This is a genomic window from Leptolyngbya sp. PCC 6406, assembly GCF_000332095.2.
Classification (GTDB): domain Bacteria; phylum Cyanobacteriota; class Cyanobacteriia; order Phormidesmidales; family Phormidesmidaceae; genus PCC-6406.
On sequence record NZ_KI913949.1, the window covers coordinates 3,797,279 to 3,817,084 of the forward strand.

Annotated in this window: 22 protein-coding genes and 1 tRNA gene; 21 read left to right on the top strand and 2 right to left on the bottom strand. The window is 55.4% G+C overall.

Features of this window, described 5'->3' with window-relative positions:
* The 13 genes from LEP6406_RS31355 to LEP6406_RS0216800 form a co-directional block, all read left to right on the top strand.
* The coding region (locus LEP6406_RS31355; protein WP_263971192.1) for a bifunctional nitrogenase iron-molybdenum cofactor biosynthesis protein NifEN at positions 1 to 2,841 on the top strand (2,841 nt) is incomplete at its 5' end.
* 103 nt (positions 2,842 to 2,944) lie between these two features.
* On the top strand, positions 2,945 to 3,370 hold the full coding sequence (gene nifX, locus LEP6406_RS0216745; RefSeq protein ID WP_008310624.1) for a nitrogen fixation protein NifX: 426 nt from the start codon (positions 2,945 to 2,947) through the stop codon (positions 3,368 to 3,370).
* Positions 3,367 to 3,846 (top strand): NifX-associated nitrogen fixation protein, encoded by a 480-nt coding sequence (locus LEP6406_RS0216750; RefSeq protein WP_008310626.1) that lies wholly within the window; start codon positions 3,367 to 3,369, stop codon positions 3,844 to 3,846. The genes nifX and LEP6406_RS0216750 overlap by 4 nt, the downstream gene beginning before the upstream one ends.
* 184 nt (positions 3,847 to 4,030) lie before the next feature.
* Positions 4,031 to 4,252, top strand: a complete 222-nt coding sequence (locus tag LEP6406_RS0216755; protein WP_008310629.1) for a CCE_0567 family metalloprotein — start codon at positions 4,031 to 4,033, stop codon at positions 4,250 to 4,252.
* Positions 4,249 to 4,560 carry a nitrogenase-stabilizing/protective protein NifW gene (nifW, locus tag LEP6406_RS0216760; protein ID WP_008310630.1) on the top strand — a complete coding sequence of 104 codons (312 nt, stop codon included), beginning with the start codon at positions 4,249 to 4,251 and terminating at the stop codon, positions 4,558 to 4,560. Before LEP6406_RS0216755 ends, nifW begins: the two co-directional genes overlap by 4 nt.
* Positions 4,561 to 4,607: 47 nt before the next feature.
* On the top strand, positions 4,608 to 5,405 hold the full coding sequence (locus LEP6406_RS0216765; RefSeq protein ID WP_008310631.1) for a HesA/MoeB/ThiF family protein: 798 nt from the start codon (positions 4,608 to 4,610) through the stop codon (positions 5,403 to 5,405).
* A gap of 161 nt (positions 5,406 to 5,566) precedes the next feature.
* A complete protein-coding gene (locus LEP6406_RS0216770) occupies positions 5,567 to 5,935 on the top strand; it encodes a HesB/IscA family protein (RefSeq protein ID WP_008310632.1) in 369 nt (122 codons plus the stop codon).
* A 236-nt stretch (positions 5,936 to 6,171) separates the two neighbouring features.
* Entirely contained in the window at positions 6,172 to 6,471 is a 300-nt protein-coding gene (locus LEP6406_RS0216775; protein ID WP_008310633.1) for a 2Fe-2S iron-sulfur cluster-binding protein, read from the top strand.
* 26 nt (positions 6,472 to 6,497) lie between these two features.
* A complete protein-coding gene (locus LEP6406_RS0216780; RefSeq protein ID WP_008310634.1) occupies positions 6,498 to 6,761 on the top strand; it encodes a ferrous iron transport protein A in 264 nt (87 codons plus the stop codon).
* Between the two features lie 59 nt (positions 6,762 to 6,820).
* The gene (locus LEP6406_RS0216785; RefSeq protein WP_008310635.1) at positions 6,821 to 7,351 is read left to right on the top strand and encodes a flavodoxin; all 531 of its coding nucleotides are present in this window, start codon (positions 6,821 to 6,823) and stop codon (positions 7,349 to 7,351) included.
* Between the two features lie 410 nt (positions 7,352 to 7,761).
* Positions 7,762 to 8,382, top strand: a complete 621-nt coding sequence (locus tag LEP6406_RS0216790; protein WP_008310636.1) for a cysteine dioxygenase family protein — start codon at positions 7,762 to 7,764, stop codon at positions 8,380 to 8,382.
* Positions 8,383 to 8,393: 11 nt separating this feature from the next.
* Positions 8,394 to 8,876 carry an ArsC/Spx/MgsR family protein gene (locus tag LEP6406_RS28545; RefSeq protein ID WP_008310637.1) on the top strand — a complete coding sequence of 161 codons (483 nt, stop codon included), beginning with the start codon at positions 8,394 to 8,396 and terminating at the stop codon, positions 8,874 to 8,876.
* A gap of 65 nt (positions 8,877 to 8,941) precedes the next feature.
* Positions 8,942 to 9,568, top strand: a complete 627-nt coding sequence (locus LEP6406_RS0216800) for a class I SAM-dependent methyltransferase (protein WP_036030831.1) — start codon at positions 8,942 to 8,944, stop codon at positions 9,566 to 9,568.
* 253 nt (positions 9,569 to 9,821) lie between these two features.
* Here LEP6406_RS0216800 and LEP6406_RS0216810 read toward each other — a convergent pair whose 3' ends face one another.
* On the bottom strand, positions 9,822 to 10,298 hold the full coding sequence (locus tag LEP6406_RS0216810; protein ID WP_008310642.1) for a hypothetical protein: 477 nt from the start codon (positions 10,296 to 10,298) through the stop codon (positions 9,822 to 9,824).
* Between the two features lie 268 nt (positions 10,299 to 10,566).
* On the opposite strand from LEP6406_RS0216810, the gene hetZ reads away from it, so the two are divergent.
* The 3 genes from hetZ to purB all read left to right on the top strand — a co-directional run bounded on the left by hetZ (position 10,567) and on the right by purB (position 14,195).
* Positions 10,567 to 11,676, top strand: a complete 1,110-nt coding sequence (gene hetZ, locus LEP6406_RS0216815; protein WP_008310644.1) for a heterocyst differentiation protein HetZ — start codon at positions 10,567 to 10,569, stop codon at positions 11,674 to 11,676.
* Positions 11,677 to 11,703: 27 nt separating this feature from the next.
* Positions 11,704 to 12,720, top strand: a complete 1,017-nt coding sequence (locus LEP6406_RS28550; protein WP_008310646.1) for a hypothetical protein — start codon at positions 11,704 to 11,706, stop codon at positions 12,718 to 12,720.
* Between the two features lie 179 nt (positions 12,721 to 12,899).
* On the top strand, positions 12,900 to 14,195 hold the full coding sequence (gene purB, locus LEP6406_RS0216825; RefSeq protein ID WP_008310647.1) for an adenylosuccinate lyase: 1,296 nt from the start codon (positions 12,900 to 12,902) through the stop codon (positions 14,193 to 14,195).
* A 163-nt stretch (positions 14,196 to 14,358) separates the two neighbouring features.
* On the opposite strand, the gene LEP6406_RS0216830 is transcribed toward purB, so the two are convergent.
* A complete protein-coding gene (locus LEP6406_RS0216830; protein WP_008310649.1) occupies positions 14,359 to 14,559 on the bottom strand; it encodes a hypothetical protein in 201 nt (66 codons plus the stop codon).
* A 300-nt stretch (positions 14,560 to 14,859) separates the two neighbouring features.
* On the opposite strand from LEP6406_RS0216830, the gene LEP6406_RS30450 reads away from it, so the two are divergent.
* The 5 genes from LEP6406_RS30450 to LEP6406_RS0216855 all read left to right on the top strand — a co-directional run bounded on the left by LEP6406_RS30450 (position 14,860) and on the right by LEP6406_RS0216855 (position 19,775).
* A complete protein-coding gene (locus LEP6406_RS30450) occupies positions 14,860 to 15,837 on the top strand; it encodes a Ycf66 family protein (protein WP_008310651.1) in 978 nt (325 codons plus the stop codon).
* Between the two features lie 371 nt (positions 15,838 to 16,208).
* Positions 16,209 to 16,280 (top strand) — tRNA-Val (locus LEP6406_RS0216840).
* Positions 16,281 to 16,440: 160 nt separating this feature from the next.
* Positions 16,441 to 17,793 (top strand): DNA cytosine methyltransferase, encoded by a 1,353-nt coding sequence (locus tag LEP6406_RS0216845; protein ID WP_008310653.1) that lies wholly within the window; start codon positions 16,441 to 16,443, stop codon positions 17,791 to 17,793.
* A 3-nt stretch (positions 17,794 to 17,796) separates the two neighbouring features.
* Positions 17,797 to 18,636 (top strand): PDDEXK family nuclease, encoded by an 840-nt coding sequence (locus LEP6406_RS0216850; protein WP_008310654.1) that lies wholly within the window; start codon positions 17,797 to 17,799, stop codon positions 18,634 to 18,636.
* Positions 18,576 to 19,775: an IS4 family transposase gene (locus tag LEP6406_RS0216855; RefSeq protein WP_027268829.1), complete on the top strand. Its 1,200-nt coding sequence runs from the start codon at positions 18,576 to 18,578 to the stop codon at positions 19,773 to 19,775. The genes LEP6406_RS0216850 and LEP6406_RS0216855 overlap by 61 nt, the downstream gene beginning before the upstream one ends.
* Positions 19,776 to 19,806: the final 31 nt, after the last annotated feature.

Sequence of the window (19,806 nt, forward strand, 5' to 3'; positions counted from 1 at the left end):
CCCCACTCCCCCACTCCCCCACTCCCCCACTCCCCCACCATGTCCTCCACCAAAGCCAACATGACTGACCTCCTGACCCAGCCGGGTTGCGAGCATAACCACACAAAAAATGGCAAAGGTCACAACAAGGTGTGCCAGCAGCAGGCGCAGCCAGGGGCGGCCCAGGGGGGCTGTGCCTTTGATGGAGCCAGCATTGCCCTGGTGCCGATTACGGATGTGGTCCACCTAGTGCATGGGCCGATCGCCTGTGCGGGCAATTCTTGGGGCGGGCGAGGTAGCCTATCGTCGGGCGACACCCTCTACAAAATGGGCTTCACCACCGACCTGAGCGAAAACGATATTATCTTTGGCGGCGAAAAAAAGCTCTACAAGGCCATTCAAGATGTGCAGGAGCGCTACCACCCTGCCGCCGTGTTTGTCTATTCCACCTGCGTGACAGCGTTGATTGGCGATGACCTAGAGGCCGTGTGCAAGGCGGCGACGGAAAAGCTGGGCATGGCGGTGGTGCCCATCCAGTCTCCCGGTTTTGTGGGCAGCAAGAATCTGGGCAATCGCCTAGCCGGAGAAGCCCTGCTAGAGCACGTGATCGGCACCGCTGAGCCGGAAAGCACTACCCCCTACGATATCAACCTAATCGGCGAGTACAACATCGCCGGGGAACTGTGGGGGGTACTGCCCCTATTTGAGAAGGTCGGTATTCGGGTGCTGTCTAAGATTACTGGCGATGCCCGCTATCAGGAGGTAGCCTACGCCCATCGGGCCAAGCTCAACGTGATGATCTGCTCGAAGGCACTGATCAACCTGGCCCACAAAATGGAGGAGCGCTACGGCATTCCTTACATAGAGGAATCGTTTTACGGTGTGGCGGATATGAACCACTGCCTGCGGACGATCGCCGCCAAACTCGGTGACGAGGCCATGCGAGCCCGTGTAGAAGCCGTGATTGCGGAAGAAACCGCCAAGCTCAATGAGCAGCTCGCGCCCTACCGCGATCGCCTCCAGGGCAAGCGGGTTGTCCTCTACACCGGCGGGGTGAAGTCCTGGTCAATCATCTCCGCTGCTCAAGACCTGGGCATTAAAGTAGTCGCCACCAGCAGCAAAAAGAGCACCGAAGAAGACAAGGCCCGAATCAAAACCCTACTCGGCCAAGACGGCATCATGCTAGAAAAGGGCGGAGCTGCCGAGCTGCTGAGGGTGATTGAGAAAACCCACGCCGACATGCTGATCGCCGGAGGCCGCAACCAGTACACCGCTCTCAAGGCCCGCATCCCCTTTTTGCACATCAATCAGGAGCGCCACAATCCCTACTCCGGCTACGGTGGTTTGCTGGAGATGGCCAAGGAACTGGATGAAACCCTGCACAGCCCGGTGTGGGCAGAAGTGCGGCGGGAAGTGCCATGGGTAAAGGGGAGTGATGGAGTTGGGGAGTTGGGGAGTGGTAGTGTTCCCGATCCATCACCCCATCACCCCATCACCCCATCACCCCATCACCCTCCCACCAAAATCATCGCCCGCCGCAAGGCCCTCACTGTCAATCCGCTCAAGCAAAGCCAGCCCCTTGGGGCTGCCCTAGCTTTCCTCGGCATTCAGGGGGCGATGCCACTGTTCCACGGCTCCCAGGGCTGTACGGCTTTTGCCAAGGTGATGCTGGTGAATCACTTTCAGGAGGCGATTCCCCTGGCGACCACGGCGATGAGTGAAGTCAGCACCGTACTGGGGGGCGACGACAATGTGCACGGCGGCCTGCTGACGGTGATTAAGAACTCCCAGCCGGAGCTGGTGGGCCTGTTTACCACCGGCCTGACGGAAACGCGGGGCGACGATATGCAGGCCATTCTGCGGGACTTCCATGCCGCAAATCCTGATGTTACCGTGCCCATCGTGTTTGCCTCGACCCCCGACTACAAGGGCAGTTTGGAGGATGGCTTTGCCGCAGCGGTGGAGAGCCTAGTGCGGGCCATTCCTGAATTCGGAGAGATCAACCCTAAACAAGTCACCCTGCTGGCCAGTGCCGCCTTTGGCCCTGGGGATGTGGCGGAACTGAAGGAAATCGTCGAAGCCTTTGGTTTGAGTGCGATCGCAGTCCCCGATATTTCCACTTCGCTGGATGGCCACCTAGAGGATGCCGACTTCGCCACCACGGCTACGGGGGGCACCACCATTGAAGAGCTCAAGGCTGTGGGACGCTCCGCCCTCACGCTGACCCTGGGCGGCAGCATGACCAAAGCCGCAGCCATCCTCACCGATCGCTTCGGCACTCCCGCCCTTCCCTTCACCCAACTGACGGGATTGGGGGCAGTGGATCATTTCCTGCATACCCTTTCCCAAATCAGCGGCCAACCTGTACCTGCCAAATACCTGCGCCAGCGCCGCCAGGTACAGGATGCCATGCTAGATACCCACTTTTTCTTTGGGCGCAAGCGGGTTGCGATCGCACTGGAACCTGACCTGCTGCACAACATCGCCTGGTGGCTGCACAGCACCGGGGCCGAAATCCAGGCCGCCGTCACCGCTGCTCCCTCGCTCCTGCTGAAGGATTTGCCCATCGAGCAGGTCTACATCGGCGACTTTGAGGATTTAGAAGATAGGGCCGCCACCGCTGATCTGTGGATCACCAATTCCAAAGCCCGCCCCATCGCCCGCCGCCTCGGCATTCCCCTCTACCTGCACGGGTTCCCCCTGCTAGAGCACCTAGGCAACGGCCACCGCTGCACCGTCGGCTATCGCGGCACGTTGGATCTGCTATTTGCGATCGGCAACATGCTGCTGGTCGCCGACGAAGAGCGCACCCACGAGCTGGTGCATCGGTGGCGGGAGGGGTTAGAAAGTTTTGAATTTTGAGTTCTTAGTTTTGAATTCAAAACTCAAAATTCAAAACTCAAAACTCAAAACTCCCCCTCCCCCTCGTCCCTCTATTGCACTTTCCCAAAAAAGGAGACTTCCCATGAAAATAGCCTTCGCGACCAAAGACTCGATTCACATCAACGCCCACTTCGGCTGGGCCAGCCAGATCGACGTGTACGACCTGACTTTGGATGGCTACACCTTTCTCGAAACCCTCACCTTTGGCGGTGAGCTAAAGGAAGACGGCAACGAAGATAAGCTCGAACCCAAACTCAGGGCACTGGCGGGCTGCACCATCGTCTACGTGGCCGACATTGGCGGCAGTGCAGCGGCCCGACTGATTAATCACCGCATTACCCCGATGAAGTCTAACTCCGAAGATGACGAAATCGAAGTGATGTTGGGCCAGTTGATGCGCACCCTCCAGGGCAACCCGCCCCCCTGGCTGCGCAAAGCCCTGCGTCAAGATCAAGCCCCTAGTTTTGAAGATGCCTACATTGAAACCGAAGAGGAATTAACCGTATGACCACCGTTGAATCTCCTGTTGCCTTTAACTCTGCTCTGCTGGTCGATAGCTCGCTCTTTCTCAAGGCCATGGTGCAACAGATTCGCGCCAACGACCCCTACGGCACCTTTCGCCACTGGGCCGATGAGCTACTGCTCAAGCCCTACGTACTCAGCAAAACTCAAAAGCGCGAAATCTCTGTAGAAGGCGAAGTTGACCCCATCACCCAGAGCCGAATTATGGCCTTCTATCGGGCGATCGCCTACTGCATCGAAGCCGAAACCGGTCAGCTCTCCCAAGTGGTGATTGACCTCAGCCACGAAGGCTTTGGCTGGGTGCTGATCTTCTCGGGGCGGCTGATTTTGGTCAGCAAAACCCTGCGCGATGCTCAGCGCTTTGGCTTTGACTCCCTCGAAAAGCTCAGTGCCGAAGGCGAAAAACTTGCCGCCAAAGGCATTGACCTAGCCCGCCAATACCCCACTGTCTGCGACCTGTAATGCCGAACTATAGCAGTTCTCTAATGTATGAGGGACACCTCAACTTAATGACATTTCGGCAAACAAGGGGCTTAAACCCCTTGTCTGTACTTAACCCCAGTGAGAACCGCTATATCTCTTCCTAGAAGGAGACAACCACATCCTCTCCTGACACCTTGTACCGTAAGCCCCAAACCGTTTCTCCATGCCCCAAACCACCAATCCGATCACCATCGACGCCCTCAAAACCCAGATCAAGCGGCTCAACAGCAAAGCCGGTCAGCTCAAGATGGATCTCCACGACATCGCCGAAGGTCTGCCCGCCGACCTCGATTTACTTCCCGATCTGGCCGCTCGCACCTACGCGATCTACTGCCAGTTACGGGATCTGAGACAACAGTTGCAAACCCTGGAGGCCGCCCCATGAGCACCTTGACCCTAGAACAGTTCAACCAAATCACCGATGCCGAGGCATACTTTGAGTTTTTTGGCCTCGACTACGACCCCCAGATTGTCAACGTCAATCGGCTGCACATTCTGCGCAAGTTCTCTCAGCTCATGGCCGACGAAGACCAGACCCAGAGCGAAGAACACCTGCTTCAGTCCTATCGGCAGGCGCTGCAAGTCGCCTACAGCGTCTTCACCACATCCAACTCCGTAGAGCAAAAGCTTTTCAAGGTCTTTCAAGACCGCCCCAAAAATATTGTCATGCTCTCTGAGATCGAACTGGAATAACTTGCCCCGTCAGCACTTCTCCCAGTAAACCCCCAAGTTAGACTCCCATGCTACCTATTCTGACTGCCACCGATCGCGATCGCTACCGCCGCCAAATGATGCTTCCGGGCCTAGGGGAAGTTGGGCAGCAGCAGCTCAAAGCCACCACGGCTCTGGTCACCGGCGTCGGGGGATTGGGGGGCACCGCCGCCCTGTATCTAGCGGTGGCGGGGGTTGGGAAACTGATTTTGGTGCGGGGCGGCGACCTCCAACGCGACGACCTCAACCGCCAAGTGCTGATGACCGACGACTGGGTGGGTCAGCCCAGGGTATTTAAAGCCCAAGCCACCCTGGCTGCATTGAACCCCGATATCGACATTGAGGCGGTGTGCGACTACGTTACCGCCGAGAATGTGGATGCTCTAGTGCAGCGGGCCGACATTGCCCTCGACTGTGCCTTTGACTTTAAAGAGCGCGATTTGCTCAACACCGCCTGCGTGCGCTGGGGCAAGCCCATGGTCGAAGCCGCCATGAATGATATGGATGCCTATCTAACCACCATTATTCCGGGCGAAACACCCTGCCTCACCTGCCTGTTTCCCGAAAAGCCCGAGTGGGATCGCTGGGGTTTTGGGGTACTGGGGGCAGTGTCGGGCACGCTGGCCTGCCTAGCCGCCCTAGAGGCGATCAAGCTGATCACTGGCCTGGGTGAACCCCTGCTGGGTCAGCTTTTGACCATGGATTTGGCCCGCGCGGAGTTTGCCAAACGGCGCGCCTACCACGACCCCGATTGCCCAGTATGTGGCGGGGTAAAGGCGGAGAACAGGCGCGATCGCACCCTCCCCTTAGCTCTGACAAGGAAGTGATTATGCGATTTTCCCGTGACCCACCTTAAGTTTGCATAGCCCTTCGTGGACAGTTTCCACCCATCCACCCTAGCCCCTACGGGGCGGCAAAGCCTACGACTCCGTTGCTCCGTTGGAGCCGCTGCACGAACAGAGTTCACCAAACCCATCCCCCCATCCCCATGACTGTCACCATTACCGAACTTGCCGAACTGCGCCTGCGTACCTTCATTCGTGGAACCCCCGACTACACCCCCAGCCGGGGCGTGCGTTTGGCGGTTAAAGACGGCGGCTGCAACGGCTACGAGTACGACATTAAAATTGCCAATACCCCCAAGCCTGACGATGAAGTTGTAGAGTCGGGCAGCCTCAAGGTTTTTATTGACCCCAAAAGCGCCCCCTTGCTCGAAGGCATTGTGGTGGACTACATCGACAGCCTGCTAGAGAGCGGCTTCAAGTTCACCAATCCCAACGCCACCGGCACCTGCGGCTGCGGCAAATCGTTCCAAACGGCAGGCGATTGTAGCCCCGCTGGAGTGTCGTGCAACTAGTACAGTAGGGCGTAAATCAGTCCACTACTGTCGCGCCAGCTTAACCTTTTCCGGTCCCCTCTCCCCTTGGGAGAAGGCTAGGGTGAGGGGCCGAAGTGCGCCACGATGAAACGGTCAGAGTATTTACGCCGCACAGTACTAAAAGAGTTGAGGGTTGAGTTTTGGATTTGCATTTAAGTCATCCACTCAACGCTCAAAATTCAACATTCAAAACTTACCCAAAGAGGTTCCCCACTATGGCCACCTATCAGGTTCACTTAATCAACAAAAAACGTAACATCGACATCACTATTCCGGTAGATGAAGACACCTACATCCTGGATGCAGCAGAGGAAAATGATATTGATTTGCCATTTTCTTGCCATTCTGGGGCGTGCTCCAGTTGTGTTGGCAAACTAGTTGAAGGAGACATTGATCAGTCGGATCAATCTTTTTTGGATGATGAGCAAATTGGCAAGGGCTTTGTCCTACTGTGCGTGGCCTATCCCCGTTCAGACTGCACAATTAAGACCCACATGGAAGCCTATTTAGTCTGAGTTAATTTTCCCCTTGGAGTTGCGCTATGTTTAGCAGTTTCACGATTTCAGGAGCATCGTTGGAGGTGCTTAATGTGGGCGATCGCGGCACGATTGCTCACTTCCCCCGAGCTGATCCGTCCACCCTGTCTCATCTACAGGAACTGGGGCTAGATCGGGGCACCGAAATCACCGTCACCCAACGCTATCCCAACTTTAGAGTCAATACGAAGGATGGCCATCTGACTTTACCCCCATCGCTGGTACAGGCCATTTATGTGCGCCTGATGCATGGAGAAATCTCGGTTTGATGATAGTCACAGCAGTTTTGAGGATTCGCGATCGCACCCCTTTTTTAGGAACTAAACCCATGGCAGACATTGGACTTTTCTACGGCAGTACCTCCGGCGTGACTGAAGAGATTGCCGAAAAAATACAGGCAGCAATCGGCGAAGATCGCTGCGATTTGTACAGCATGGAAGCAGACTTTGATGATGTTGACGACCTTTTAAAGTACGACTACCTGATTTTAGGGTGCTCTACTTGGGGCGCGGGCGAGTTGCAAAACGACTGGCGCGAACCGATGTTTGACATGGAGATGGACAAACCTGACTTTTCTGGTAAAACCATCGCCCTATTTGGCCCTGGTGATTGTGAAGGTCACAGCAAGCATTTTGTTGGTGCCCTGGGCCTCATGTACGACCAATTTAAGGCACTGGGAGCTACCCTTACCGGAGCCGTTTCTGCGGACGACTATTCCTTTGAAAAATCCACCGCCCTACGCGATGGCAAATTTGTGGGATTGCCCCTAGATGAGGTAAACGAAAGCGAGAAAACAGACCAGCGCATTGCCGATTGGCTAGAACTGCTGAAGGCAGACTTTCCGACTATAGCTGCCTGATTCGATTTTGGATCTTAAACAGACTTGGCAAAAAGCATATAGCCATCCTGCATGAGCTTTGAGCAAGCATCTCGTTCCGTGGGTAACCCACGCTACGAAAGCCTTCAAAAATCAAAGGAATTGCCATAGCAAAACTCCAAAATTTCCGCAGGTTTTATCCCAAGTCCAGAAGTGGATTTTCCCCACCGGGAAAACTCCACTTCTGGACTTGGGCAAGGTTTAGATCGGCTCTTACACTATCGCCTTGTCCCCCGAGGGAGAGGCAGACAGCGTCCCCTACTACTGCTCCCAACCTAGTGTTCAGTCAATTCATGATTGACGGGTGGCCGAAATCCTGGAGTTTAGTTGAGAGAGATCTTCTCTGCCCCGATTGCCCTCCGCCCTGCATCACTGCTTCTAGGTTGTCCACCATGATCGATATGCTCCACCAAGACTGGTTTGTTGATGCCCAGGGCCAGTGCCAGCCCCGACCCACCCTCCGACCGTGGGATTTGCTGCAAGAACACTACTACCTGCACCAGTTTTTAAGCGATGTGCTGCACATTATTGCCCATGCCCCCAACGAGTTTGACCAGTGGGACTATCTGCCCCAAATTCGCCGCCGGGTGCGGCAACTCGTCCTCAACTCCTACTGGTTGAACACCCAACGCCCCGACCCCGACCCCAAAACCGGGACCGCCATTCTCACCCTCTATGACGAAATTGGCTATCCCCTCACCGTGCAAACCGTCACCACCTGCGCCGGCATGAGCACCCCGATTCACAACCACGGCACCTGGGGAGTCGTCGCTCTGCTCGAAGGCCAAGAGCGCCACACCCTCTGGCGCAGAATGACCCACCCCGATCGCATTGAAACGACGGGACAGTACATCTTGCAAGCTGGCGAAATTATCAGTTTTCAGCCCGAGGCCATTCACCAAGTTGAAGCCCTGGAGCCGACACCCAGTTTTACCTTTCAACTCTATGGTGATACCCAACCCAAATCGCGATTTCAGTTTGAGCACGCCCCATTTGCTGTCAAACCCTTTTAGGAGACTGCCCCATGGCCATCGTGACCTTCTACGGAAAACCCGACTGCATCAACAACACCCGCCAAAAAGCGCTGTTGCAAGCCTCTGGACACCACGTGATTGCCCGCGACCTACTGATCGAACCCTGGACGCCCGAGCAGCTCTATCTATTTTTTGCCGGACTGCCAGTGACGCAGTGGTTTAACCCCACCGCCCGCGCTATCACCACGGGTCTGGTGTTGCCCGCACAGCTCAACATCGAGATCGCCCTAGACCTAATGGTGATCGACCCTGGGTTAATTCGGCGGCCATTGCTGCAAGTGGCCGACCAGCGCCAAGTTGGCTTTGATCCCGACATCATCGCCCGGTGGATTGGGCTCAGCACTACAGCCCTCGTTAAGACAGGGATCTCTAAAACAAGGATCTCTAAAACAGGGATCTCTCCCACCGATTTAACCCTTTGCCCAAAGGCCCCCGTTCGATCGTTTGCCACAGGAGGGGCTAGCCTAGCCTAAGTGCAATGTGTGATTTTTTAAACCGCTGGCCTATCCTCGATAAGGCAACAGACGCGGAAGAGCGAATGAAATTTGATGCGAAATGGATGCAGTATTACCAGGCGGTGGAAGGGCGGCCCCCCCGGCCTACCCTAGTCAAAGCGCTGGAATACCATGACCAAGCCCCTGACGCTCTGCCCAAATTTGCGGTAGACCTGGGTTGTGGAGATGGTCGCGACACCGTCGAGTTGCTCAACCAGGGCTGGCGGGTGCTGGCCATAGATGGGGAACCGGAGGCGATCGCCCGCCTGCGGCAGCGCTCTGACGGTATTGGCAAAGCATGGCCTAAAACCAACCGCCCCTACCTCGAAACCCGCGTGCAGCGGTTTGAAACCCTCACCCTACCCCCGGATATCAGCCTGGTGAATGCCAGTTTTTGCCTGCCCTTTTGCCCCCCCGAGCAGTTCCCCGACCTGTGGGATGAGATCGTCGCGACCCTGGCCACGGGAGGACGTTTCTGCGGCCAGCTTTTTGGCGACCAAGACTCCTGGGCTGTCTATAGCGACATGAACCACCACAGTCGCGACCAAGTCAATCAGTTGCTGACCCCCTTTGACGTGGAATGGCTAGAGGAAGAAAAACATCCCGGCAAAACCGCCCTAGGCGAAGAGAAGTACTGGCATATTTTCAATATCGTTGCCCGCAAGCGATAGACAACCCTAGTACCGCAGGACGTAAATCAGTCCACTATTGTCGCGCCGCCCAACATTATTTTCCGGTCCCCTCGCCCCCTGGAAGAGGGCTAGAGTGAGGGGCCGAGGTGTGCCACGATGGAACGGTTAGAGTATTTACGCCGCACAGTACCAGTCCACAGCAACCATTACATCGGCGGCTTTGACTACCGCGTAGGCTTCATCGCCAACCGTTAGCGCCAAGTTTTCAGCCGATTTGCCGTAACCTGTCTCCCTAACCAATGGCGACATCACCATCGCCGTAGCCCTGGGACTCCTTGAGCTGTGTCTGAAGCAGGGCTTGGAACTCAGGACGGTTGACTTCGATGCCCTTTTGCAAATTGCCAGGGGTTTCAAAAAATATAATGCTGTCTAGGCTCTTGATAGCCAACATCTGAAACAGAATATGGGTGACGGGGGTGGGGAGCGCCATCAACTGGGGATCTGTCACTGTCTGCGGACCAGCGGCGGCATCCTGCAACGTTGGGTAGGCATAGATAATGTTGCGCCGGATGTTGGGCTGCTGACGACTGCTGAGGGTCGTCATCACCCAACCCTGACCTAGGGTTTGGAGAACATAGTATTGCAAATGCTTCAGGCGTTCTGCGATCGCCTTTAGGGTAGGCGCGATCGCTTCCATCGCCTGCCCTGTCACCCCGTCGTTGGGGGCTTCCTCCAACAGCGTTTGAATTTGTTGATCCAGCGTATCCATTTCTCTCCTCCATCCACGGTCCAGCCGAGCCTGCGTCTAGCCGCTCCATCTCCAGGCCATCGCAATTCCCATCTATGCTACTCGTCCCCCAGACAGTTCGCACCGAGTGGGGCGAGTTTTACCTCCCACAGAAATCGGCCCCGACGGTGATCACAAAGCCCCAACCATTCACATCAGATAGGGCGAGTTTTACACCCCACCCCACTTCCTCAGACCCTGTGCTAAGGTCTTGGGGTTCTTATTGTCCTTGGGGCTCCTGCATCTGAGCATGGCAGCACTGTCGGAACAATTATTTCAAGAACTGCGGCAAGCGACAGCGGCCTCGGAGCGGGATTGTCGTGCTACGGCGGAGCGGCTGAGCCAAGAGGTGCAGCGCATTTGCAACGAGAGCCAGCGCATCCAGGACTCTGGGGATGTGGAGGGCTGGGCCATGACCCTGGGGCGGCACCGAGTTGCCCAGTGCGTCAAATATTATCGGCTGGGATCAAGTCAGGGACGGGTGGAACTGCACAGTACCCTAAGTGCGATTGTGTATCGCTATATCACCCCCAAATCTGGCACCGTCAGCTACCAAACTCGGCTGCAATTGATTGAGGATTTTCTCCAGGGGTTCTATGGAGAAACCTTCAAGGTTTTCCGACGAGAAAATGTTCTCTCCCCCGATTTTCAGCCCCGGACGCTGATGGAGTTGGCGGAGTACATGGCTTTTTCGGAACGCTATGGTAAGCGTCGCATTTCCCTACCTCGGGGTCGCAGCCAACAAATTGTGATTTTGCGCGCCCAGACCTTTTCTCAACAACAGCCGCCGGAAACCCTGGTGGACCTAGAGCAGGCGATGGAGTCGGGCAATGGAGAGGCCGACGATCTGCGGGAGTTGTTGCCCTACCAGCGGCTACGGGAATCCTTGGTGACGGACCCTGATGCCCTACCGGAGGAGGTGCTGCGGAACCGGGTGGTGGAAGCGTTGCTAGCCTACCTGAAGGAGCGCAACCAGGAAGACTGTGCCGATTACTTTACCCTGCGGCTGTTGGATTTGCCTACGGGGGAAATTGAGGCCATTCTGAGTCTGACCCCCCGCCAGCGGGATTATCTCCAGCAAAGGTTTAAGTACCATCTGATTCGCTTTGCCCTCTCCCACCATTGGGAGTTGGTCCATGAGTGGCTAGAGGCGGATCTCCATCGCAATCTGGGCCTCACCCCCCACCAGTGGGAACGCTTGCAGGAGACGCTTTCTGAGCGTCAGCGTAAGTTATTGGCCTTGAAGCAAGAGGGATTGGGGGAGTCGGAAATTTCGCAGCGGTTGGGGGGAACTGTGATCCAAGTACAAAAGCAGTGGTCTAAGCTTCTAGAGCAGGCTTGGGAAATTCGTAATCTTTAGAATTATCCGGAACGGGGATTGGCAGCTATGAACAGTGACGCAGATACCCTAAGGAGCTTCCTGATCGGACTCCTGGAATACTTTGGCCCGACAATCTCTTCACCATCAGGGGGTGTTGGCGGCGGCAACGATGTGCAAACAACGCAGTCCGGGCTGGCAGGGGTATCTTCTGATTCCCGCCTGGGGGCCGATGACGCTGGAGCATCGGCCTCTCCCAACACCCATGCTGTCTTAAACATGCCCCCGTTATCTGAGCTGGGAGAGATGCCCACCGTGCAAACCCATTTCCAATCGTTACTGAAACGTCGTCTGCAAACGGAGATCGAACTGCGTCCGCCGTTATTCCCTTGGGAAACCGAGTTACAAGAGTATCCCCTGGGAGCCTCTGCCTCCCTTACCTCCCCTTGGTTAGCCCAACTGCGATCGCTAAATCTTCCCACTGCCCTCCCGGAAGAGATCCTGGCGGCTCTCCTCCGTCGCTGCCAAACCCTAGCCCAAGAAGTCCTGCAACCGGGTATTCAACTGGTACGGGCCGTGGAGGAGCTGTTTCCAGAACAGCCCCAAGCGGTGAATCAAATTGCTGGACTGGTGTTGGCGGGAGCCAATCGGGATGTCCGCAGCCCCGATGTAGACGCCCTCAGGGCTGCCTTTCCGGAGGGCTACGCTGGAGCCAATCCTGAACAGCAGGTGACCCTGGCGATGCTGGCGGCTCGGGATATTTTTGATGCCTTGACCTTGTCCGTAACTCCACAAGCCCCTCGGGTCCAGCGCCGCTGGGAAACCACCCATGGTCCGGTTAATTTGACAGTGGTTTATGAAGCCAATTCTGAATCCCGGCTTCAGGTACAGGCAGAACTACCCGCTGTAGGGACTCTCAGCCTCAGCGGCGGGGAAGCTTCTATCCAACAGGGTGGGACAGGGACGCTGAGTCTTACGCTGATGGATCCTGAGCCCAATCAGTTCTATGCCCTAGAGGTGAGCTTGGAGGGGGCTGCGGATCCCGTTCTGACCTTTACCCTAGTGGTGCGCGATCGCGCGGTCTAGGGTTGAACCCTGTTGCCCCTCCAGTGGGGATAGCAATCCCTCTCCCAAGGGAGAGGGATTGCGCGGAAATGCGCGCCAATAGACCCCGAGTCTTGGCCGCGCTACATCTGGGCTTAAACTTTTCTAAACACTGAGGAATCAGGCGGGTACAATGGAGCGGTTGTATTCTGCTACACGCCTTGATTGAACGCTATACCCTGCCCGAAATGGGCGAAATCTGGAGTGACCTCTTCAAATACAAGACTTGGCTACAGGTAGAAATCGCTGTCTGTGAGGCCCAGGCAGACCTAGGTTATATTCCCCAGGTCGCGGTGGAGGAGATCAAGGCAAAGGCAGATTTCGACCCCCAGCGCATCCAAGATATTGAGGCGGAAGTCCGCCACGATGTGATCGCCTTTCTCACCAGCGTCAACGAATACGTGGGAGAAGCAGGGCGCTACATCCACCTAGGCATGACCAGCTCCGACATGCTAGACACGGCTCTGTCGCTGCAATTGGTGGCTAGCCTCCAGGTAATCATGACCCACGTAGAAAACCTGGTCCAGGCCATTCGCTACAAAGCCCAAGAGCACCGCAGTACGGTCATGATTGGCCGCTCCCATGGCATCCATGCTGAGCCCATGACCTTTGGCTTCAAACTGGCGGGGTGGCTGGCGGAGATGTTGCGCCACCGCGATCGCTTGACCACCCTCCAGGACCAGATCGCCGTGGGCAAGATTTCTGGGGCCGTAGGCACCTACGCCAACATCGACCCTAAGGTAGAAGCTCTGGCTTGCCAAAAGCTGGGCCTACGCCCCGACACCGCCTCTACCCAGATCATCTCCCGTGATATCCATGGGGAGTTTATGAATGCCCTGGCCCTGCTGGCGGCCTCCATTGAGCGCTTTGCCGTAGAAATTCGCAACCTCCAGCGCACCGATGTCTTGGAGGTAGAGGAGTATTTCTCTAAGGGACAGAAGGGATCTTCTGCTATGCCCCACAAGCGCAATCCCATCCGCTCGGAGCGGCTGACGGGTTGTGCCCGCATTCTCCGGGCTAATGCCATGGCCACCCTGGAAAATGTGGCTCTTTGGCACGAGCGAGATATTTCCCACAGTTCTGTGGAGCGGGTGGTGCTGCCGGATTCCTGTATTTTGATCCACTTCATGCTGGTGGAGACCACGGATTTGATCAAAAATCTGCTGGTCTATCCCGAAAACATGGCGCGGAATATGAACGTCTATGGCGGGGTGGTGTTTAGCCAGCGGCTGCTGCTGGCCCTAGTGGGCAAGGGCATGGTGCGGGAAGATGCCTATGCCATTGTCCAATCCCTCGCTCACACGGCCTGGAATACAGAGGGCGGAAATTTTCGGGCCTTGGTTACTGCCGATGATCGCGTCCAAGCCCAACTCTCGGGGGAGGAAATCGAGGCTTGTTTTGACCCGGCTCACCACCTGCGTCATCTGGATGAGGTGTATCAACGTCTGAGTATCTAGTATTGAAAGGCAGAAGGCAGAAGCCGGGTATCAACGTAAGCTGGGACAATATTGGTACCAAGGAATTTAGGCGTTAGGAGTCAGTACTCTCCTAACGCCTAAATTCCTCGCTTCTGACTTCTCCCCAGGAGGGTCGTACTGGATTGAGATGAATACCGCTATGTTACTCGTTGACGACCTGTAATCGGCCCCGCAACGTAGACCAGATCAGCCGATCGATGGCGGAGCGCTCTTCATCCTGAAGGTCTGGGGAACAGATAGCCTCTTGGAGCAGTTGGCGGTGGGCTGGGGTAATGCGGCGGGTATTGATAGTCTGGGCGTACAGCTCAGCGATGGATTGGGTCAAGTCCTGAGAAGGAATCATGGGGGCTTAATGGATTTTGAATTCTTGTCTTATGGAAATCCAGTGTGACTCAGAAGTCGCCTCTCTAGTGTGACGGCTTGACCGAGGACAGCGTGAGTGATCCCTCAACTTTTGGTGACGTGGAGATCGCTTGGTTGTGGGAGCAATCGCAGTAAGTCGTGATCTGGATCACAGTCCCGATCCCGGCTGGAGAGATCACCTAGATTGCAAACATCCCCTAGAGTGGGTGGGGAAAGATCGCGATCGCGTGATCGGTTGAATTGTGCTGCGTTCTGTATTGCCCTAGGGAGGTCACACCCCATGCTGGCCTATTTGCTTGCCATTGCGATCGCGGTGGGTAGTCTCACCTTCTATCTGATCGCCTTCTTTTTGCCGGAGGTCCATCGCCGCCAGGACTTTATCTGGAGCGGCGTGGGGTTGTTCTATGCTCTGGTGCTGTGGTTCTGTGCGGGGCGGATGACAGGGGCGGTGTTGCTAGGGCAGTTAGCCAGCGGAGCACTGCTGATCTGGCTGGGTTGGCAGACCCTGGCTCTGCGCTGGGCCTTGACGCCCCCCTCGGTACGGACCCCCATCACATGGCCCCAGGTACAGCAGCGCACGACCCAAGCGCTAGGTCAGGTGACAGGCTACTTTCAAGGCCATTCGGTGCGACAAGGAATCGCCGCCATGGGTGGGGATCTGAGGCTGGGTTTGACCCAACTGCGGCACCGCATTGCTGGCCCTCGGGGATTGGCGGCGGGGAATCGTCCGCCGATTTCCCCAGGGTCTCCAGCACAGGCCACCTCACCCACCCCCGCTGCTCATCCGGCTACCATCGCCCCTGCCACCGCCCCTGCCGCCGATACTGACCGTGTTCTGGCTAAATCTGGACAAAGGCGCGATGGTCTCCGACCGGCTAAAGGCCATCGTAGTTTCCCTGGTCTACACCAACTGGTGGTTCTGAAGGATTGGAGCCTGGAGATACTACAAGGGTTTCGCAAACCCAAGCCCCAACGGGCCATGATCGATATTCCCCCCCGGCCTCCTTCAATTCCGCGAGGGTCTTCGACCGGCGTCTCGCGATCGCAACCGGAGTCTGGGTCTAGTGAGGACAAAACTGCTCTCACGACACCTGGGGCTAACGCTGAGCCACAGCCAGCCCCTCCCAGCTCTAGCCCCCGTGCCGCCGCCCCGCCGCCGCCCCTGCCGGACGACGACGACTCCCCTGCTTCCTCCACCCCAATTGCCCCCGACCCCGATCCTCCTGAACCGGAGGAAGACTCTAATTGGCCTGGGTAGATTGTGTTCCCGCTCAGGAATTTGCACAAAAATAAGGTCTCATCCCTGAACAAGGGGCTTAAGCCCCTTGTTTGTCGTCAACCCGAGTGAGACCGTTATTCCTTGCCTGCCCTCTGGGCAGGCTCCGCCCTAGCGCCAGCCTTAGGGATCTGCGGGTTAATCGTGTACCCAGTGGCCAGGTTTTCTTTCGGGAGAAAACCCGATCAGCGGAGCGGGTACGTTATTTTCTGCGAGTCCCTTAGCGTAGCCATGCCAGAGGCTATTGCCGCAGGGCTATACGGCTCCGCTCAGGGCAAGTCCTATTCGCGGAGCGGCGAGCGGCTCGGGAGAAGCCACGGAGCCCCAACTCGTGCTAAATTAATGAACCGCGCGGGCGATTAGCACAGTGGTAGCGCACTTCCTTCACACGGAAGGGGTCACTGGTTCGAATCCAGTATCGCCCATAGAACTGAAACCCCTTAAACCCTGGGGTTGTTATAACGATCGCTGATATTCCTCTCAAACTCAACGATCGCCTTGCCATCAAGACCGCCATGAGGGCGTTCGTGGCTCAGCGCAATTGTTGGGCGCTATGCGCCAGGAGACCAGGGTACAATTTACTCCATGGTTAACTTACCCCCCGACCAATATCGTGTCCTATCGCTGTTCTCTGGAGGCATGGGTCTCGACCTAGGGCTGGAATATACAGGTCACTTCAGAACAGTGGCTTGTATCGAGAAGGAGCCAGCCTTCTGCGAGACTATCCGCCAGAACAGAGATGCAGGTCGGCTCCCGAAAGATCTGCGGATCTTGGAAGCGGATTTGTCACAGCTCGATCCGGCGGTTGCCCTAGATGGACTCGGGGTTGATCCAAGTTCGATTGACATCGTCGTGGGTGGGCCACCATGTCAATCGTTTAGTACGGCTGGGAGACGAGGGACAACACAGGATCCCCGAGGAACGCTCCTTTGGGACTTTCTTCGTTTCGTATCATATATTGGACCAAAGTTTTTCCTTATGGAAAACGTTCGGGGCCTTCTATCCGCTGCCTTGAAACATCGTCCAATAGCGGAGCGTCCTGAGAAAGGTGGCGCACCACTTACCGAAGAAGAAAAACCCGGCTCAGTTGTGCGCCTATTTGCCAAAGATCTTTCTAGTGTCAATGGTGGCTATCACCTAGATATTTTCGAGGTTAATGCTGTCAATTACGGTGCACCGCAGCTTCGTGAACGTGCTTTATTTATTGGCAACAAGTTCGGGAAGTTAGTTGAGTTTCCGGTGCCTACTCATGGACCAAACCACGAAGGAGCAACTCAGGGGAATCTGTTTGAATCTCCACGCATCTTGCCCTGGCGAACTTTAGGTGATGCACTGGAAGGTTTGAAGGATCCAAATCCGCAAATTATGGACTTCAGTCCACGGAAGAAAGGATTTCTTGAAATGGTGCCGGAGGGCTCCAACTGGCGAAGCTTACCGGAAGACATACAAAAGGAATCAATGGGTCGGGCGTGGCACGCCAAAGGGGGAAGGTCTGGTTGGTGGCGGAGATTGACATTCGACCTCCCTTGCCCGACGTTGGTGACGATGCCCAATCATGCGAGCACATCTCTCTGCCATCCTAAGGAGACACGTGCATTGTCAATTCGGGAATACGCTCGTATCCAAGAATTCCCGGACGATTGGCAGTTCAGCGGTACTTTGTCTCAACAATATGCTCAGGTTGGAAATGCTGTACCAACTAGGCTGGGCCGGATTGCTGGCGAGGTAATAGCGGAGGAACTCGACCAAATTCTTGAAGAAGGTGCCCATGTTGATGAGGTCGGATCATTCGAACCACGAATCATCTACTTACAGTCGCATGTGCGTACTCGCCAATGGTTTAAGGACGGCGAGACACTAGTCTGGGAAAAGGGTGACAGGAACGAGAGGGTGCGATACACCGAGCCGAAAACTCTGCGAAAGTTGAGGAGTATTTAGGAGATGGCCCGAGGTCATGCCGGCTTGCCTCAGACTCGAAAAAAAACACTGTCTCGTCAATACCTGCTAGGGCAGCTCCAGCAGATCGACAATAACCAGGCGCGCCGGACAAGGGTATTGCGACTAGAGAACTCGTTTCGAGACAAGATTGAGACACATATCTCCGCACTTCCCACTCAAGATGCAATCTTTCAGAAATTCAACACCAGTCCCTACGTTTTATTGATTCACGCGCGTCAGCGAGGTTATTCCAAAGTCAGTGAACTTGAGGCCGACATTCTTCCGGCAAAGCAATTCTCCTCAATGGAGACTTCTGCAGGGCGGATGGTTGAAGAGGTAGTTCTTCCTGAATACGGCTGGGAGTGTGTCGCAAGTGAAATGCACACATCCAATTCGGCCTTGGACGGGAAGCGACTTGACCCTGACGTTTATCATCTCGCAACGCTAAAGAGCGGACCTCGGTGCCTCAACGACGAAATGAGCGAGAATTTTGCAGATGCCATCATCGGTAATTATTCTTCTTGGTCAAATGAATCAGGGTGTAATCGCATCGACTTTACATATGGAGTGCTGTATGGAACAGAGAAACTCTCCAATAAAAAGGACTGGCATATCCTGCGAAACATAAAGCAAAAGTGCGGTAGGGCACTGACTATTTCCGTAAGCCTTCAGGGGTTCACCTTAACGGGTGACAAGGGCACTCAACGTCATACGGTACAGGGTTTTGAGATAATGGAGGGGACAAAAAAAAGGGAGCCTCAGTACAGCTCCCCCAACCAAATATGTTCCCTACATTCTACCAAACTACCCTTCTCACCCATCTCAATGAAAAACAGTACTTGACCTTCCAGTTACTGTTGTTATTGCTACAAGCGCATCGCCAAGTCAAACTCTCCGTCTTAGCCAGCGTCTTTCCTCAGCCCATTCAGTATCAAAGTCGCAAACGGAACTTACAACGCTTTTTAGCCTTACCCAAACTCACGCTCAAGGTGCTGTGGTTTCCACTGCTCAAATATTGGATCCGCCAAGTGGAAACGGGACGGGGCTTGAACCGTGACCAACGCCGTCGTCTGAGAACGCTCAAACACCATAAACACGGCTATTGGATTCTGGCAATGGACCGCACGGAATGGAAAGGGCGAAATATATTCATGGTCAGCGTGGTGTGGGGGACTCATGCTTTACCCGTCTATTGGGAGCGTTTAGGGCGGGCGGGTACGAGTGACCTGAAAACGCAACGGCGACTGCTGAAAGCGGCCCTGTCCTTGTTTAAGTCCTACCCGGTTCTACTGCTGGGTGACCGGGAGTTCCATAGCCCTAAACTGGCGGAATGGTTGGATCAGCGCGGGGTGTCCTTTGCACTCCGACAGAAAAAGGACTTCCATTTCAAGACCGATACCGATACCGACTATCAAGTCCTCAAAAACGTTGGCTTCAAACCGGGCCAGTCTCGATTTTATGAGGGAGTTTTGTGCAACAAGGGCGATGGTATGGGCCCGTTTAATTTAGCGGTGTATTGGAAGCGCTCCTATCGCCAGAAGGGGCCGAAGGAGCCGTGGTATATCCTGACTAATCTGCCCACCTTGAAGCAAGCCTTAGCAGTCTATCGGTGTCGCTGGGGCATTGAACAGCTCTTCAAAGATTTTAAGACTGGGGGCTATAACTTGGAGGATACCAAGGTCAATGACACCCGGTTCTTAGCCTTAGTTTTACTGATCGCTCTGGCTTACAGTTTGGCTACTCTCCACGGCCAGTGGATGCAGGAGGCCAAGCTAGCTCAGTATGCCGGACGTCTCCAAGAGCACCAAGATAAGGCTCCACGGCACAGTGACTTTAGCTTCAGTCTCTATGGGCAACGATGGCTCTATGCCATGGACTTATGGGCCGATTGGGCGCTCAAGCTGGTGGCCCTTAAACCCCATAAACACCGCTATTTTCAGCGAGGTTTTCACGCTCTATCCCTTATCCAGCAAGCTCTCTAGGGGGGTTGTCACCCTGTAAGGGGGTTCACGA

What these genes read in the sequence shown, in the direction of transcription:
- LEP6406_RS0216845 (WP_008310653.1), top strand. Translation starts at nt 16,441, where the DNA reads ATGGTTAACTTACCCCCCGACCAATATCGTGTCCTATCGCTGTTCTCT.
- LEP6406_RS28545 (WP_008310637.1), top strand. Translation starts at nt 8,394, where the DNA reads ATGGCCATCGTGACCTTCTACGGAAAACCCGACTGCATCAACAACACC.
- LEP6406_RS0216770 (WP_008310632.1), top strand. Translation starts at nt 5,567, where the DNA reads ATGACTGTCACCATTACCGAACTTGCCGAACTGCGCCTGCGTACCTTC.
- LEP6406_RS0216850 (WP_008310654.1), top strand. Translation starts at nt 17,797, where the DNA reads ATGGCCCGAGGTCATGCCGGCTTGCCTCAGACTCGAAAAAAAACACTG.
- LEP6406_RS28550 (WP_008310646.1), top strand. Translation starts at nt 11,704, where the DNA reads ATGAACAGTGACGCAGATACCCTAAGGAGCTTCCTGATCGGACTCCTG.
- LEP6406_RS0216800 (WP_036030831.1), top strand. Translation starts at nt 8,942, where the DNA reads ATGAAATTTGATGCGAAATGGATGCAGTATTACCAGGCGGTGGAAGGG.
- LEP6406_RS0216765 (WP_008310631.1), top strand. Translation starts at nt 4,608, where the DNA reads ATGCTACCTATTCTGACTGCCACCGATCGCGATCGCTACCGCCGCCAA.
- nifX (WP_008310624.1), top strand. Translation starts at nt 2,945, where the DNA reads ATGAAAATAGCCTTCGCGACCAAAGACTCGATTCACATCAACGCCCAC.
- LEP6406_RS0216855 (WP_027268829.1), top strand. Translation starts at nt 18,576, where the DNA reads ATGTTCCCTACATTCTACCAAACTACCCTTCTCACCCATCTCAATGAA.
- LEP6406_RS0216780 (WP_008310634.1), top strand. Translation starts at nt 6,498, where the DNA reads ATGTTTAGCAGTTTCACGATTTCAGGAGCATCGTTGGAGGTGCTTAAT.
- LEP6406_RS0216830 (WP_008310649.1), bottom strand. Translation starts at nt 14,559, where the DNA reads ATGATTCCTTCTCAGGACTTGACCCAATCCATCGCTGAGCTGTACGCC.
- hetZ (WP_008310644.1), top strand. Translation starts at nt 10,567, where the DNA reads ATGGCAGCACTGTCGGAACAATTATTTCAAGAACTGCGGCAAGCGACA.
- LEP6406_RS0216755 (WP_008310629.1), top strand. Translation starts at nt 4,031, where the DNA reads ATGCCCCAAACCACCAATCCGATCACCATCGACGCCCTCAAAACCCAG.
- LEP6406_RS0216790 (WP_008310636.1), top strand. Translation starts at nt 7,762, where the DNA reads ATGATCGATATGCTCCACCAAGACTGGTTTGTTGATGCCCAGGGCCAG.
- LEP6406_RS0216810 (WP_008310642.1), bottom strand. Translation starts at nt 10,298, where the DNA reads ATGGATACGCTGGATCAACAAATTCAAACGCTGTTGGAGGAAGCCCCC.
- LEP6406_RS0216775 (WP_008310633.1), top strand. Translation starts at nt 6,172, where the DNA reads ATGGCCACCTATCAGGTTCACTTAATCAACAAAAAACGTAACATCGAC.
- LEP6406_RS30450 (WP_008310651.1), top strand. Translation starts at nt 14,860, where the DNA reads ATGCTGGCCTATTTGCTTGCCATTGCGATCGCGGTGGGTAGTCTCACC.
- nifW (WP_008310630.1), top strand. Translation starts at nt 4,249, where the DNA reads ATGAGCACCTTGACCCTAGAACAGTTCAACCAAATCACCGATGCCGAG.
- LEP6406_RS0216785 (WP_008310635.1), top strand. Translation starts at nt 6,821, where the DNA reads ATGGCAGACATTGGACTTTTCTACGGCAGTACCTCCGGCGTGACTGAA.
- LEP6406_RS0216750 (WP_008310626.1), top strand. Translation starts at nt 3,367, where the DNA reads ATGACCACCGTTGAATCTCCTGTTGCCTTTAACTCTGCTCTGCTGGTC.